Source organism: Agrobacterium sp. O3.4 (genome assembly GCF_041414895.1).
In the GTDB taxonomy this organism is placed as follows: Bacteria; Pseudomonadota; Alphaproteobacteria; order Rhizobiales; family Rhizobiaceae; genus Agrobacterium; species Agrobacterium cucumeris.
This window is the reverse complement of sequence record NZ_JALPZP010000010.1, coordinates 1-15,604: the sequence shown is the minus strand read 5'-3', so window position 1 is coordinate 15,604 and position 15,604 is coordinate 1. Positions and strand designations below refer to the sequence as shown.

Here is a 15,604-nt window from a genome sequence, read left to right as displayed (position 1 = left end):
ATGAGGGTGAGGGTCGGAAAAGTCTGAAAAGCTCTCCTCCGTCATTCCGGCCTTGAGCCGGAATCCAGCCACGGCGCGTCTGCGCCGTGAGAAGAGTCTTTTGCGATCAAAGACTTGATCGCGCTGGACCCCGGATCGGGTCCGGGGTGACGGGTGTGGAAACGGTAGAGATAAAAGCCGCGTGTCTGGGGCAGCCCCTAATAAGGAAGCCCGACATAATTCTCCGCAAGCGCTGTCGAGGCGGCGCGCGATTGCACGAGGTAATCCAATTCCGCTTCCTGGATGCGCTGGCCAAAATCTCCCGTATCGGAAAAACTATGCATCATCGTCGTCATCCACCACGAGAAGCGGACGGCTTTCCAGACGCGGGAAAGCGCCTTCTGCGAATAGGCATCGATGCCGGCTTTAGATTTTTCGCGATAAAATTCGATCAACGCCTCGCTCAGATAATGCACGTCGCTGGCGGCAAGGTTCAGGCCCTTGGCGCCGGTCGGCGGCACGATATGGGCGGCGTCGCCGGCGAGAAACAGCCGTCCGAACCGCATGGGTTCACTAACGAAGGACCGGAGCGGCGCGATGGATTTTTCGAAGGACGGGCCGGTCACCATGGCATCCGCATGGTTTTCCGGCAGACGGCGGCGGATTTCATCCCAGAAGCGCTCGTCGCTCCAGTCCTCCGGCCGGTCCTCCAGCGAACATTGGATGTAATACCGGCTGCGCGTGTTTGAGCGCATGGAACAGAGGGCAAAACCGCGCGGGTGGTTGGCATAGATGAGTTCGTGGTTGACCGGCGGCACATCGGCGAGAATGCCGAGCCAGCCGAAGGGATAGACCTTCTCGAATTCCTTGATCGCGCCTTGCGGCACGGATTTGCGGCTGACCCCGTGAAAACCGTCGCAGCCGGCGATGAAATCGCAATCGATCCGGTGGCTTACGCCGTCTTTCTGATAGGTGACATAGGGGCTTGCGCCATCGAAATCATGCGGCTCGACATTTCCGGCGTCGTAGATGGTGACGAGGTTTGCCGCTTCGCGCACATCCATCAGATCATGCGTCACTTCGGTCTGGCCATAGACCATAACGCGTTTGCCGCCCGTCAGATCGAACAGATCCATGCGGTGGTCTCGGCCGTCAAAGGTCAGCGAAAAACCGTCATGCGGCAGGCCCTCGCGGCGCAGGCGCTTGTCCGCACCGACCTTTTCCATCAGCTGCACGGTGCCTTCTTCCAGCACGCCGGCGCGAACACGGCCGAGGATATAATCCTTGCTGACCCTATCGAGAATGACGGTCTCGACACCGGCTCCCGCCAGAAGCTGGCCTAGCAGCAGCCCCGATGGGCCGGAGCCGATGATGACGACCTGTGTGCGCATTGTTTCCTCCCGAACTTGTCTCCGGTCAAGAAATTGACCAAGGCGGGTCACAAGCTCAATGGACTTTCCGGTCCGTAAATTGCACAATCCGACCATCAGGCGCAGGAGTGGAGTGAGATGCGGGCGACTGCCAATGAAGGGCTTTATGGCGAAGAAGCCTTGCAAGGCACCGATTTTCGCTTCCATTGCGAGACGCTTTTTTCGCGAAGCAGCCTGCATCGCTTTGAAATCGGCCTGCACCGTCATGTCGCCTTTCTGCAAATCTTGTACATTTTTGGCGGCGAGGGTGATGCGTTGCTGGATGGCCGCATCGAACCTATCCGCCCGCCGGTCGCCATTATCGTGCCGCCGGGCTTCGAACATGGCTTCCGCTTCTCACGCGATATTGGTGGGGTGATTGTCACCATGCTGCCGGGGGCGCTGCCGGCATCGGTGCAGGCGTTGTTGTTGCGAAATTTCCAGCAGCCGGTGCTTTTTCCCTTGCGGGATTTTGCCGAGAAAGACTGTCTGCGCAGTGGTTTTGAACGGATTTCCGCGGAATATGAGGCGCGCGAGATCGGTCGCGATGCGATGATCGAAGGCCAGCTCGCCACCGTGGTTGCGCTTCTTTCACGGGCGGCGCGACCGCTTTTGGAAACCAGCGGCGAGGGCCTTGCCGAGCAACGTTTCGAACGGTTGCTGTCGCTGATTGCCCGCCATATCCGCGAGCCGCAAAAAGCCGGGTTTTACGCGAAGAAACTCGGCCTTTCAGAAACCCATCTCAACCGGCTCGTTCGTTCGGTTTCCGGCCTCAGCCTGCAGCGGCTGATCGCTCGGCGGCAGATCGAGATCGCCCAGCAGGAACTGATCTTCACGGTTTCCAGCGTGCAGATGATCGCCGAAGGGCTGGGTTTTGCCGATCCCGCTTATTTCAACCGCTTCTTCAGGCGGGAGACCGGCATGACGCCGCGCGCCTGGCGGCTGGAGGAGCAGCGCAAAATGGGTGATATGGGCGGGCGGCTGACACCGCCTCAGTTTCAGACCAGCATTCGCGCCAGCTCCCGCTGAACGGAAAGAAGCGCCGGCAGATAACGCTCCACCAGATCCTCCATTGACGCAACCGAGGCGGCGAGCCCGACATTAAGCGCGGCAACCGTCTGGCCACGCATGGTTTTCAGCGGCACGGCGATGGAGCGAAGACCAATCTCTACTTCCTGATCGATCAGCGCATAACCGCGATAGCCGGTCACCTCGATTTCGGTGAGCAGGGCTTGCATGTCGGTGATCGTCTTTTCCGTGCGGGCAACCAGCCGGGAGGCTCCGAGAGTGTCGCGTTGCCGCTCGGATGTTTGCGCGGAAAGCAGAACGCGACCCATCGACGTGCAATAGGCTGGCAGGCGCGAACCCGGCATCAGCGCAATGGACATGACCCGCTGTTGCGCGGCGCGGGCGACATAAACGATTTCCGTCTCGTCCAGAATCGAAACCGACGTGCTCTGGCCGATCTCTTCTGAGAGATGGTCGATGAGCGGCTGGACGATCTTCGGCAGCGGCATGGTGGCGAGACAGCCGGTGCCAAGCCGCAGCACTTTCGGCGTGACGGTGAAGAACTTGCCGTCGTAAGCGGCGTAACCAAGCTCCGAAAGGGTCAGCAGACAGCGGCGCGTCGTGGCGCGGTCCAGCCCGGCGATCTCGGCGGCATCGGAGATGGACAGGCGCGGCCGCTCGGCGCTGAAAGCCTCGATCACCCGCAATCCCTTGGCGAGACCGCCCATCATGTCTCTTTCGCTGACGGCCATGCCCAAGCTCCATTTGTGCGATATACGAACAAAAATCATATAACGCACAAAATCCTTGCCGTCGAGGCGATTTCGGCCTTACCTCATGGCCACGCAGCCTTGTCGGTTCCATCCGCCTGGCTGGATGGAGGTTTTGAGAATGGACAAGACAATCAAGAACGCGGAAGAGGCGCTTGCCGGCATCGGTGATGGAGCGACGATCATGATCGGCGGTTTCGGCGGCTCCGGCGCGCCCATCGAGTTGATCCACGCGCTGATCGACAGGGGACCAAAGAACCTGACGGTCATCAACAACAATGCCGGCAACGGCCGCATCGGCATCGCCGCGATGATCGATGCCGGCATGGTCAGGAAGATGATCTGCTCCTTCCCGCGCTCTTCCGATCCGCGCGCCTTTACAGACCGCTATCTGGCCGGTGAAATCGAGCTGGAACTGGTGCCGCAAGGCACGCTCGCCGAGCGCATCCGCGCCGGCGGTTCTGGCATTCCGGCCTTCTACACCCCGACCGGTTTCGGCACGGAACTGGCTGAAGGCAAGGTTATCGCGGAATTCGACGGCCGCTCCTATGTGCAGGAACGCTGGCTGAAGGCGGATTTCGCCATCGTCAAGGCCGAGCTTGGCGATACCTATGGCAACCTCACCTACAACAAGGCGGGCCGCAATTTTAACCCGCTGATGTGCATGGCCGCGAAGACCACCATCGCGCAGGTCTCGAAGATCGTCGCCGCCGGTGAAATCGACCCGGAGCATGTTGTGACGCCAGGCATTTTCGTGAACGGCGTCGTGGAAATCCCCGATCCGCAACAGGAAGAAGTCCTCATTCGCGCCGGAGTAGCCTACGCATGACCCAGACCATCGACACCCGCGAAGACATCAAGCTTTCCAACGCCCAGATCGCGTGGCGCGCGGCGCAGGACATCGAAGACGGTGCTTACGTCAATCTCGGCATCGGCTTTCCTGAAATGGTGGCGCGTTACCAGCCGCCCGGTCGACAGGCGATTTTCCATACCGAAAACGGTATTCTCAATTTTGGCGAAGCGCCGCCGGAAGGTGAAGAGGACTGGAACCTTATCAATGCCGGCAAGAAGGCCGTCACACTGAAACCCGGTGCCGCCTTTTTCCACCATGCCGACAGCTTCGCCATGGTGCGCGGCGGGCATCTGGATGTGGCGATCCTCGGCGCCTATCAGGTGGCGCAGAATGGCGATCTCGCCAACTGGCGCGTTGGCTCCAAGGGCGTGCCGGCCGTCGGCGGCGCCATGGATCTGGTGCATGGCGCCAAGCAGGTCTTCGTCATCACCGAACATGTGACCAAGAACGGCGAACCGAAGCTCGTTGAGAAATGCGCTTTCCCACTGACCGGCGTTGGCTGCATCACCCGCATCTATACCAGCCATGCTGTCATCGACGTGGTGGATGGCCGTTTCGTGCTGCGCGAGAAACTGCCGGCGATGACGTTCGATGAATTGCAGGCCATGACCGGTGCGCCGCTTCATGTCGACGGCGAGGTCGCCGATCTCGTCGCCCCGGAACTTTAAGGAAAAACCGATGACCGACGCATTCATCTGCGATTATATCCGCACCCCCATCGGCCGCTTCGGCGGCGCGTTGTCCCCGGTGCGGGCCGATGATCTCGGCGCGGTGCCGCTGAAGGCGCTTGTCGAGCGCAACCCGTCCGTTGACTGGGAAGCCGTCGAGGATGTGATCTTCGGCTGCGCCAATCAGGCGGGTGAGGACAACCGCAATGTGGCGCGCATGTCGCTGCTGCTTGCCGGCCTGCCGGTCTCGGTAACCGGAACGACGATCAACCGGCTGTGCGGCTCCGGCATGGATGCCGTCATTGCAGCCGCCCGCGCCGTCAAATCCGGTGAGGCCGAATTGATGATCGCCGGCGGCGTGGAAAGCATGAGCCGCGCGCCCTTCGTTCTGCCGAAAGCCGAAAGCGCCTTTTCGCGCAATGCCGAAATCTATGACACCACCATCGGCTGGCGTTTCGTCAACCCGTTGATGAAGGCGCAATATGGCGTCGATTCCATGCCGGAAACGGGTGACAATGTCGCGGTCGATTATCGGGTCTCGCGCGAGGATCAGGATGCCTTCGCGGTGCGCAGCCAGCAGAAGGCGGCGGATGCGCAGGTCAATGGCCGTCTCGACAGGGAAATCGTCTCGGTGACGATCCCGCAGCGCAAGGGCGATCCGCTTGTTGTCTCCAGAGATGAACATCCGCGTGCGACCAGTCTTGAGGCGCTGGCGAAGCTGAAGCCGGTCAACAGGCGCGATGGCGCGACGGTGACGGCGGGCAATGCGTCTGGTGTCAATGACGGCGCGGCCGCGCTCATCATAGCCTCGGCGGAAGCGGCGAAGAAATACGGTCTGACGCCGATTGCCCGCATTCTCGGCGGTGCCGCCGCCGGCGTGCCGCCGCGCGTCATGGGCATCGGCCCGGCCCCGGCCTCGGCCAAGCTCCTGGCGCGGCTCGGGTTGAAGCAGGAACAGCTTGACGTGATCGAGCTGAACGAGGCCTTCGCCAGCCAGGGCCTTGCGACCCTTCGCCAGCTCGGCATTGCCGATGACGATGCGCGGGTCAACGCAAACGGCGGCGCAATTGCACTCGGCCATCCGCTCGGCATGTCCGGTGCGCGCATTGCCGGCACGGCGGCGCTTGAACTTTCGCTGACCGGCAAGCGGCTTGCGCTCGCCACCATGTGCATTGGCGTCGGGCAGGGTATTGCCGTGGCGCTGGAACGGGTCTGACGGGACAAGCGGCTTCGGTATCGGGATACAGGCGAGTGCTGTCGTGATAAGACGCAGCCTCAGCATTTTTCCCGTGACGCTCGCCGCCATATCCCTTCACCATGTTGGATTCCATCATCATCCGTGACATGTTTTGCGAGATATGACGGAAATCTTTCCGCCTGCGGGAGCCAACATGAAGCGTCCAACCATCACCGATGTTGCAAAAGCCGCCGGCGTCAGCGTCGCCACCGTCGACCGGGTGCTGAACGGCCGCCTGCCGGTGCGGGAGGAGACCGCGCGGCGGGTGTTTGAGGCGGCGGAGAAGATCGGTTTTCATGCCACCAACATCATTCGCCAGCGCATGCTGGCTGATATGCCGTCCTATAGTCTCGGCATCATCTTGCGCAAGGAAAGGCATGCCTTTTATCAGACCTTCGCCGACGAGCTGGAGCTTGCGGCGCGCAACATCCGCGATCGCCACCTCAATTTGCGCATCGAATTCGCCCAGTCCGGCGAACCGGGCGAGCTTGCGGCGCTGCTGACCGGCATGAAGGGCCGCGTGCAGGCTGTTGCCGCCACGGGGCCGGACCATCACGATGTCACGGCCGCTGTCGAGGGGTTGAAAGCCAAGGGTATACCGACCTTTTCGCTGCTGTCCGATTTTGCTCAAGGCGTGCGGGAGGCCTATCTCGGCGCCAACAACATGAAGGTGGGGCGCACGGCGGCCTGGATGATCTCGCAGCTGGCGCGCAGCAGGGGCAAGGTACTTCTGCTGCTGGGCGGGCACCGTTTCCACGGCCATTCGCTGCGCGAAACCGGCTTTCGCAGCTACATGCGGGAATATGCGCCGGAATTTGAGGTGATGGATGCCCTCATCACGCTGGAAACGCGTCGCCTGACCTATGAGCTTGTGATGGACACCATCGCCAAGCACCGCGATCTCGTCGGCATCTATTGCATCGGCGGTGGCATGGAAGGGGTGATCGAGGCGCTGCAGCAGGAAAACCGGCAGGAAAACATCGTCTGCCTCGTGAATGAACTGACGCCCGAATCCCGTCAGGCGCTGCTGGAAAGGCGCATCAGCGGCGTTTTCCAGACACCGTTACGCGAGCTATGCACCGACCTTCTGGCCACGATGGTTCACACCATCGAACACGGCATGGCGGAAACGCCGGGACAGCGTTTTGTGCCTGCACATCTGTGGGTTCCTGAGAGCCTTTGATGGTTTGATGGATTCCATCATAAATCCGATGCCCGTTTCTATCAGGCTTGATGGTTTCGGCGGTCTCTGACGCGTTGACGCCGGGGCCGGACTAGGAAATCTTGGCCGCCGGTGGAACGGGCAGGAGGCCGGACCCACACGACATTAGATTATTTCAAGGCTGTTTGACGCTGCGGGTTTTTCTTCGCGGCGAAGGCCAGCTTTTGCCGGAAGGCGGTGGCGGCGCGATGCGCTCAGGCCGGCTCGACCGGTCCTTTTCAAAGGGGTTTGGAGGAGAACGACATGAAAAGACATTTCGCAATTGCAGCTTTCGCCACGATGCTGGCAACGGGCGCTTCGGCGCAGACCGTCGGGGTTTCGATGGCCCTGTTCGACGATAATTTCCTGACCGTGCTGCGCAACGGCATGATCGATTATTCCAAGGGCATGAGCGGCGTTTCGCTGCAGGTCGAGGATGCGCAGAACGATGTCGGCAAGCAGCTGAGCCAGGTACAGAATTTCGTCGCTGCCGGCGTCGATGCCATCATCGTCAATCCCGTCGATACGGACGCGACCGTAGCACTTTCGCAGGCCGCTGCCGCCGCCGGCATTCCGCTCGTTTACGTCAACCGCCAGCCGGTCAATCTCGACAGCCTGCCGGACAAACAGGCCTTTGTCGCCTCCGATGAAAAACAATCGGGCACCCTGCAGACGCAGGAAGTCTGCCGGCTTTTGAAGGAAGCGGGCAAGACGGAAGCCAAGGCGGTGGTGATGATGGGCGAGCTTTCCAACCAGGCCGCCCGCATGCGCACGCAAGATATCAAGGATGTCGTCGCCACGCCCGAATGCAGCTTCATCAAGCTTGTCGAGGAACAATCCGCCAACTGGTCGCGCACGCAGGGCTCGGACCTGATGACCAACTGGCTTTCAGCCGGCGTTGAATTCGATGCCGTCATTTCCAACAATGACGAGATGGCCATTGGCGCTATTCAGTCGCTGAAGGCGGCAGGCCGGTCGATGGACAGCGTCATCATCGCCGGCATCGACGCCACGCAGGACGCGCTTGCCGCCATGGAGGCGGGCGATCTGGATGTGAGCGTTTTCCAGAATGCAGCAGGGCAGGGCAAGGGTGCGCTGGATGCGGCGTTGAAACTCGCCAAGGGCGATGCGGTGGACAAGAAGGTCTTCGTACCCTTCGAACTCGTCACGCCTGACAACCTAAAGAACTATCAGGCCAAGAACTGAGTCATCCAAGAAATGAGCCATGGCCTTGCCCAGGCGGCTTCTCCGCTCCCGGGGAGTGCCGCCGGGTAGGCCGAACGCGCCGGAGCCGGCAGGATGGCCGGCTCCGGTGACACGACATGAAGCAACCAGCAGCGATTTCCGTGGGAGGAAACCTTGAAGAAACTATTGATGGCGACGGCACTCTGCATTTTCGCGACACCGGCCCTTGCCGAGAACCGTATCGCGGTGTCCATGACGTCTTTCGACAATCCGTTTCTGACGATCCTGCTCAACGGCATCAGGGCCGAGGCCGGGCGCGATAAAAACATCGAGCTTCTGGTTGAGGATGCCCAGCTTGATCCGTCGAAACAGCTTAATCAGGTGCAGAATTTCATCGCCAATGGTGTCGACGCTATCATCGTCAATGCCGTGGATGGCGACGCCACTGCCGCAATCACCAAGGCCGCATCAGCCGCCAAAATTCCGCTTGTCTATGTCAACCATCCGCCGGCCGAGTTGGAAACCGGCCTGCCTGACGGCACGGCCTTTGTCGGTTCCAACGAACTCGATTCCGGCACCATGGAAGCTGAAGCCGCCTGCAAGCTGATGGGCGGCAAGGGCAAGGCCGTCATCCTGATGGGACCATTGGAAAACCACGCGGCGCTGGTGCGCACCAAGGATGTCGAAACGGTGTTTTCCAAACCGGAATGCAAGATCGAAATCCTCGAAAAGCAGACAGCGAACTGGAGCCGCACGCAGGCGCAGGACCTTGTCTCCTCCTGGCTGACGGCGGGCATACAGTTCGATGCCGTGATTGCCAATAATGATGAAATGGCGATCGGCGCCGCGCAGGCGCTCAAGGCAGCGGGCGTTTCCATGAAGGATGTCGTCATTGCCGGCATCGACGCCACGCCGGACGGTCTTGCCGCCATGCAGGCCGGCGATCTCGATATCACCGTTTACCAGAATGCGACGAAGCAGGGCGAGGTCTCCGTCCAGACGGCGGTGAAGGCCGCTGCCGGGCAAGGTACCGAGAAGACGCTCTGGGTGCCGTTTGAACTCGTCACCCCGGAAAACATGTCCGCCTACGCGAAATAGACGGGGCTTCGGCCCCGGTCCATCTATCACTCCACTGGAAACAGCCATGAAACATACGCTCGATCCCCACATGTTCCGGCTTTTCTCCCTGGCCGAAACCTGCCGCAAGGTCGCAGACCTCGGTTATGATTACGTCGAACTTTCGCCGCGTCCGGATTTTCTCTCGTGGTGGACACGGCCCAAGGTCTATCCCGAACGGGTCGCCGAATTCAAAAAGGCGCTGAAGGACCATGGTGTCGGCCTCGCCACGCTGCAGCCCATGTATCGCTGGGCAAGCCCCTATCCGGACGAATGGGAGGTGGCGATCGACAACTGGAAACGCGCCATCGAGATTGCCGTCGAGATGGAATGCCCGATGTTCGTTTCGGAATTCGGCCGTGGCGGCTCGCCGGAGCGCAGCCTTAACGACCGTTCCGGCCTGCACCGCCCGGAAACCTGCGAGGCGCAGTTCTTCCGCGCCATGGATATTCTGGTGCCGATCCTCGAACGGGAAGGGCTGGTGCTGTCGCTGGAGGCGCATCCCGAAGACTGGCTCGAGGAGATCGCCCCGGCCATCGACATCATCAAGACCATCAATTCCAAGGCGGTAAAGGCATCCTTCATCGCGCCGCATACGTTCTTTTACGGGCCGGACATGGTGGCGAACCTGCGCGCGACCGAGGGCCATCTGGTGCATGTGCGCCTTGCCGATACCTATGACCACAACAAGTCGTCGCAGCTGCGTTACATCGTCAATCCGCCCGGCTCGAAGGTCAGGGTGCATCAGCATACCGATTTCGGCCAGGGCGAGATCGACTGGGAAACCTTCTTTGCGACGCTTGCCGACATGAAATTCGATGGCGTGCTGTCGAACTGCGTCTTTGCCTGGGAAGACCGCGTCGATGAAAGCGCGCGGTTCATGCTCAGCGAAACCCGGCGATACGTCGCCAAATACTGGAAATGAGGTTTTTCAGATGACTGTGAGAATTGGTGTCGTCGGCACCGGCGCAATCGGGCGTGATCACGCCCGCCGTATCAATCAAGTTCTGGGCGGCGCGAAGATCGTTGCGCTGAGCGACGTCAACCGCGCCTCGGCCGAGGCGGTTAAAAACGACATCGCCCCGGATGCCGTCGTGTTCGCCACCGGCGAAGAGCTGATCGCATCGCCGGACGTGGATGCCGTGCTCGTCACTTCATGGGGCGCAACCCATGAGCAATATGTGCTGGCGGCCATTGCCGCCGGCAAGCCGTGCTTCTGCGAAAAGCCGCTGGCGACAACGGCCGAAGGCGCAAGACGCATCGTCGACGCCGAAGTGGCGCATGGCAAACGGCTGGTTCAGGTGGGCTTCATGCGCCGTTATGATGCCGGTTACGTGGCGCTGAAACAGGCCGTGGATAACAGGATCGGCGCGCCGATCATGGTGCATGCCGCCCACCGCAACCCAACGGTTCCGGAGCAATATGTTACGCCCATGGCGATCCATGACACGATGATCCATGAGATCGACGTGCTGCGCTGGCTGCTTGACGATGACTATGTTTCGGCCCGCGTTCTCTTTCCCCGCTCCGCCGCCCGCAGCCATGCCAAGCTGAAGGACCCGCAGATCGTTATTCTGGAAACCGCCAAGGGCACGATCATCGACGTCGAAATCTTCGTCAATTGCCACTATGGCTACGATATCCAGTGCCAGGTGGTGGGCGAAGACGGCATTGCCAGCCTGCCGGAGCCGATGTCGGTGCAGACCCGCCTCGGCGCCAAGCTGCAGAACGATATCCTCACCGACTGGAAGGATCGCTTCATCGCCAGCTATGATGTCGAATTACAGGATTTCATCCACGCGGCGGCAAAGGGCACGGCCTCGGGACCGAACTCCTGGGACGGCTACGTGGCCGCCATCACCTCCGACGCCTGCGTGGCCGCGCAGGAGAAGGATGGGGCGGCCGTCGCAATCGAGCTTCCCACCCGTCCAGCCCTTTATCAGTGAGGTCTTTCATGCGTTTTGCCATCAACCACATCACCGCGCCGAAGCTTTCCCTTGAGGCGTTCTTCGCAACCGCCCGTGAACTCGGCCTCACCGAAGTCGAAATCCGCAACGACCTGCCAGACATCGTCGGCACGGTGGATCCGGCCGAGGTAAAAGCGGCGGCCGAAAAGGCGGGCGTGACGATCATCTCGATCAACGCGCTTTATCCCTTCAACGTCTGGTCGGGCGACCTGCCTGCGCGGGCCGTCGCGATGGCTGATTATGCCGCGGCGAGCGGTGCGAAGGCGCTGGTGATGTGCCCGCTCAATGACGGCACGGCGGTGTCTTTTGATAATCTCGTCACGGCACTGAAGGCTATGAAGCCGATCCTTGAGGAACGCGGCCTGATCGGTTTCGTAGAGCCGCTCGGCTTCCCGGTCTCCTCGCTGCGCACCAAGGCCGAAGCCATCAAGGCCATCGATGCGGCCGGTGGCGGCGATGTTTACAGGCTGGTGCACGACACCTTCCACCACCATCTCGCAGGCGAGACCGAGTTCTTCCCGGAGCGAACGGGACTGGTCCACATCTCCGGGGTGATCGATCCCGCCGTCTCCGTCGCCGACATGCTCGACGCCCACCGCGTTCTGGTGGATGGCGGCGACCGGCTGGAGAATATCGCCCAGATCAGGACACTTGACGCGGCCGGTTACAGGGGGCCTTACAGCTTCGAACCCTTCGCGACGGAAGTGCACGACCTTAAAGACCCTGTCGCTGCCGTAAAGGGCAGCATCGACCATATCTCCCAGGCGCTCTGACCGCCTTGCCGCCCGTGGTTCGCCGCGGGTGGTTTTTTCTTTATGTCAGTTTGAATTTGGCTCCAATAGCGACTGCTCGGAACGAAGAAGCTTTTCACTTTCGAACCTTGCACAAAAGATGACTAATTTCATGATTGTTTTGCTGTGATATTCGCTGCATGGAAGGCGACGTAGCCGATAATTCTGAGTATGTCTTCGGGTTTTTAGTTTTGTGGATTAAAAATTACAAATTAGAATATTGTATTATAAAATTTAATAATTCTAACTATTTAATATTTAATTTTTTTATTTATAGTTGACATTTGTGTGGAATTAATGTGTATTTTCTCCGGTAGGAGATTTATTATTATTTAAAATATGGTAGATTTACAGTATGTTTTTTATTTGTGATTAAAGATAGTAATGGCTATGATATATTATTATGTTACGGCGCCGCCAGCTTGGGTGGATTGGTCAGTTGCAGAAAAAGCGCATTTCGGGTGGTCATCTTCTGTCGGGTGCGTTTGTTGATGGCAAAGGAATGTCGCGGGTAGTGCTTCAAAGCGCGAGCGACTGAGGCCGTGGCAGTGCGCTGGCGTGTTGACGCCCACCGCCAGTTACATCAAAGGTTCAGAGGCTAACATCTACATGGCGCTTCGGTGATTTCGTTGGGTCAAGCCAAATCAGACGAAGCCGATATTTTGCAAGATTTAATTTTGGAGTTGACAATGGACGACGCTACCCCGCCCTGTGTACCCCGCCGCACGCAGAGTGAGAGGAAATTCTACGTTTTCGGCCCGGATATCCGGGGAGGTGGTTCAGGCCATGGTCTCATTTTCGTCAACGAAGAAAAACTGTTGACTCCGCCTCGCATGATAGTGCGTCCCGAAGGGGGCGGCTTCCCAGAGCTGAAAGAAAAACCACATATTGCCTATGACAAAAAGCAGGGGAAGCCTCCTCGTGATCTTGAGGGGACATTGAGTGGATACTGGTTCGTGTCTGAGCGACTGAAACAGATTTTTGAAGTTGTTGATCCAGATGCGTTTGTCTTCGCAGAGTGCGATTACACATTGAATGATGGATCAAAGGGTCCGAAACACTTCCTGTGTGATGTTATTAGGTCAATTGATGCGCTGGACGAAGAAGCGTCAGATGTTCGCGTAAAATATTATCCGGATCATCAGACCGGCGAAGATATGAAACTTTACAGCGTGGCGGGCGGCGCAAGCCTACACTTCCATGAAGAAATTGTTGGTACTGCCCACGTTTTTGTGCAGCCGAGGCTTGCAGCAGATCCTATCTGTGACGATGTTCTTTATGTGGCCTGCAAATCTACAAAAGATATTAAAGGCCTCTGGTTTTTAGACGCATTAACTCTTTGAATATCTAAAATTTTTTTCAAATTTATTTCAGGCGGAGCTATTTCAGTGGCTGATATTCCTGCTTTTCAAGACCATCATATCATAGAGCAGCGAGCAGCCGGCAAAAGCGCTTTGTTGCAGAATCTGAGTAAACTGGGATTGTTTGGCGTAGACAATTCGGTGAATCGGCTAAACATGCCAGCCAAGCGCGAATTAGCATTCAAAATGGGGTTGTCTCCCCACCCCGGGGGGCCGCTTGCGGAGTATTCAAAGAGTCTTACGCTGCATCTAGCGGAATTGGAGAAATCTCCTGATGGCCAGCTCACGCTTCGGGGCGACAAAGCTGCGGCTGGGCGCGTGGCAGAGCAAGTCAACGCGTTGTGCAATACAATGCGGGCGGGATTGGTTAATGGCGATTTGTTCACCAACAAGCCAATCAACATGACCGAAGCCGAAACAAATGCCAAAATCAATAGCTTCTTCCGCAATCTGAAATCCTATGCGAAAAACCACGGTGAACAGATTGGTACTTTTGCTAAGGGACAAATCAACAGTTGGGATGCCGTCACGGTGTCTGAGACGAGGATTCAAACGACCCTTGACGCGATTGAGCAGGTTGGAAAGAAGGCTGCAAAGAACTCTGCTGAAGTTGCTAAACTGGGTCTCGGGCTTGCGATCGCGGAGGCGCGACAAACCGGTCGTCTTGTGGTTTCGGCAGCTTTAGCACAGAAGCTCGATACCGTCTGGGACACGAAGCTGCTAAACGATGTCCTGAGCGGAAAAGCCACTGCCTCAAGCTATTACATGCCAAAGCTTTTGACGGGGCTGAAAATCCTAGGCATCGCCGGTCTGGTCTACGACATTGGCACAGGTACTGCGGAAGCCGCGGATTCAGTCAGCAAGGGGGATCGTGCTGCGGCAGCTGACATCATGGCTCGCCTTGCTGCCAGGCTGTATCTTGGCATGGAAGGAGCTGCGGCTGGCGCGGCAATCGGCGGTGCAATAGGTGCCCCGGGCGGTCCTGTTTCCCTCGCAAGCTCCGTTGTCGGTGCTCTTGTCGGGGGAGCCACGGGCACATTATTGGGTGATACCGCTGTCGACGCGCTTTGGAAAGCTGCCGATGATGTTATTTCGCTTCTGCAGGCAGGCACCCCCGAAGCGGGTGTTGAGACGCCGTTGCTGCAACCGTCGGGCAAATATTATCGTGGGTTGATCGCCAGTGGCATGCCGAAGGAACTGGCGGACAAACTCATGCGTGAATTGAACGCAGAATATAAAGAACGCCGCCTCGAGCAGCCGGACGCGTCCGTGGAATCTTTGATAGAAGGCGTCATCAAAGATGTTCGGGCAAATCAGGCAATAGAACCGGCAGAAGAAGCTGGCGCCAACATTACCGTCATTCGCGGCGGACAATATTCCAACGTGATTGTTACGAGCGAAGAAGGCAGAGCCGAAACAATAAGCGACATCAAAACCGGCAAGCCTGTCTCTTCCACCTTCTTCGACAGTCAGGGTAAAAAAACGGGCGATATCCTCTTCAATTCAGACGGATCGAGCACGGAAAAGACCTACGACCCATCCACGGGCCGAGTTGCTGCAACTACAGTACTTCGGGTCGACGACAGCAGTTCGAAAGAATTTTTCAATGCTGATGGTAGCCGTACCGAAAAAACTTTCAATTCAAAGGGCGAGGCGGTGCGAGAGCAACGTTATGACGTCTCTGGAAAGTTGATATTCGATTCCGAAACAGAGCGGCGCGCATTAAAAGCCGCGGCGTTGCGGCAGCAATGGGCCAGTGCCGAAACGACTATAAAGACTGCGAAAGCCGAATATGCGAAAAACGAGGCCGTGAAGGTCGAGGCAGCAAAACAAGAAGCTGCCAAGGCTCAGGCGACAGCGAAAGCCGAGGCAGAAAAACAGGCCGCCGCCAAGGCACAGGCTCCTGCGAAGGCAGAGGCAGAAAAACAGGCTGCCGCCAAGGCACAGGCTGCTGCGAAGGCCGAGGCAGAAAAACAGGCCGCCGCCAAGGCGCAGGCCGCAGCGAAAGCCGAAGCAGAAAAACAGGCCGCCGCCAAGGCACAGGTTGCTGCAAAGGCCG

13 protein-coding genes and 1 pseudogene are annotated in these 15,604 nt (G+C 58.6%); 12 read left to right on the top strand and 2 right to left on the bottom strand.

Annotation, left to right across the window (positions count from 1 at the left end; translation table 11 throughout):
* Positions 1–197: 197 nt before the first annotated feature.
* Entirely contained in the window at positions 198–1,370 is a 1,173-nt protein-coding gene (pobA, locus tag M0412_RS25305) for a 4-hydroxybenzoate 3-monooxygenase (RefSeq protein ID WP_269699878.1), read from the bottom strand.
* 117 nt (positions 1,371–1,487) lie between these two features.
* On the opposite strand from pobA, the gene M0412_RS25300 reads away from it, so the two are divergent.
* Positions 1,488–2,417: a helix-turn-helix domain-containing protein gene (locus tag M0412_RS25300; protein WP_269699880.1), complete on the top strand. Its 930-nt coding sequence runs from the start codon at positions 1,488–1,490 to the stop codon at positions 2,415–2,417.
* On the opposite strand, the gene M0412_RS25295 is transcribed toward M0412_RS25300, so the two are convergent.
* On the bottom strand, positions 2,387–3,148 hold the full coding sequence (locus M0412_RS25295; RefSeq protein ID WP_269699881.1) for an IclR family transcriptional regulator: 762 nt from the start codon (positions 3,146–3,148) through the stop codon (positions 2,387–2,389). The two genes, M0412_RS25300 and M0412_RS25295, sit on opposite strands and share 31 nt — an antisense overlap.
* A gap of 139 nt (positions 3,149–3,287) precedes the next feature.
* Here M0412_RS25295 and M0412_RS25290 point away from each other — a divergent pair, with 139 nt between their 5' ends.
* The 11 genes and pseudogenes from M0412_RS25290 to M0412_RS25240 form a co-directional block, all read left to right on the top strand.
* Positions 3,288–3,995: a 3-oxoacid CoA-transferase subunit A gene (locus M0412_RS25290; protein WP_269699882.1), complete on the top strand. Its 708-nt coding sequence runs from the start codon at positions 3,288–3,290 to the stop codon at positions 3,993–3,995.
* Positions 3,992–4,687, top strand: a complete 696-nt coding sequence (locus tag M0412_RS25285) for a CoA transferase subunit B (RefSeq protein WP_269699883.1) — start codon at positions 3,992–3,994, stop codon at positions 4,685–4,687. The genes M0412_RS25290 and M0412_RS25285 overlap by 4 nt, the downstream gene beginning before the upstream one ends.
* 10 nt (positions 4,688–4,697) lie before the next feature.
* Positions 4,698–5,903, top strand: a complete 1,206-nt coding sequence (gene pcaF / locus M0412_RS25280; RefSeq protein WP_269699884.1) for a 3-oxoadipyl-CoA thiolase — start codon at positions 4,698–4,700, stop codon at positions 5,901–5,903.
* Positions 5,904–6,078: 175 nt separating this feature from the next.
* Positions 6,079–7,107 carry a LacI family DNA-binding transcriptional regulator gene (locus tag M0412_RS25275; protein ID WP_283159210.1) on the top strand — a complete coding sequence of 343 codons (1,029 nt, stop codon included), beginning with the start codon at positions 6,079–6,081 and terminating at the stop codon, positions 7,105–7,107.
* A 282-nt stretch (positions 7,108–7,389) separates the two neighbouring features.
* Entirely contained in the window at positions 7,390–8,331 is a 942-nt protein-coding gene (locus tag M0412_RS25270) for a sugar ABC transporter substrate-binding protein (protein ID WP_142841850.1), read from the top strand.
* Positions 8,332–8,499: 168 nt separating this feature from the next.
* Positions 8,500–9,408 (top strand): substrate-binding domain-containing protein, encoded by a 909-nt coding sequence (locus M0412_RS25265; protein WP_161991373.1) that lies wholly within the window; start codon positions 8,500–8,502, stop codon positions 9,406–9,408.
* A gap of 46 nt (positions 9,409–9,454) precedes the next feature.
* Positions 9,455–10,351 carry a sugar phosphate isomerase/epimerase family protein gene (locus M0412_RS25260; RefSeq protein ID WP_142841852.1) on the top strand — a complete coding sequence of 299 codons (897 nt, stop codon included), beginning with the start codon at positions 9,455–9,457 and terminating at the stop codon, positions 10,349–10,351.
* Positions 10,352–10,361: 10 nt separating this feature from the next.
* Positions 10,362–11,372, top strand: a complete 1,011-nt coding sequence (locus M0412_RS25255) for a Gfo/Idh/MocA family protein (protein WP_142841853.1) — start codon at positions 10,362–10,364, stop codon at positions 11,370–11,372.
* Between the two features lie 8 nt (positions 11,373–11,380).
* Positions 11,381–12,166 carry a TIM barrel protein gene (locus M0412_RS25250; protein ID WP_269699886.1) on the top strand — a complete coding sequence of 262 codons (786 nt, stop codon included), beginning with the start codon at positions 11,381–11,383 and terminating at the stop codon, positions 12,164–12,166.
* Positions 12,167–12,873: 707 nt separating this feature from the next.
* Positions 12,874–13,527, top strand: a complete 654-nt coding sequence (locus M0412_RS25245) for a DUF1629 domain-containing protein (protein ID WP_142841855.1) — start codon at positions 12,874–12,876, stop codon at positions 13,525–13,527.
* Positions 13,528–13,572: 45 nt separating this feature from the next.
* Positions 13,573–15,604: pseudogene (locus M0412_RS25240) on the top strand (hypothetical protein); the annotation flags it as partial.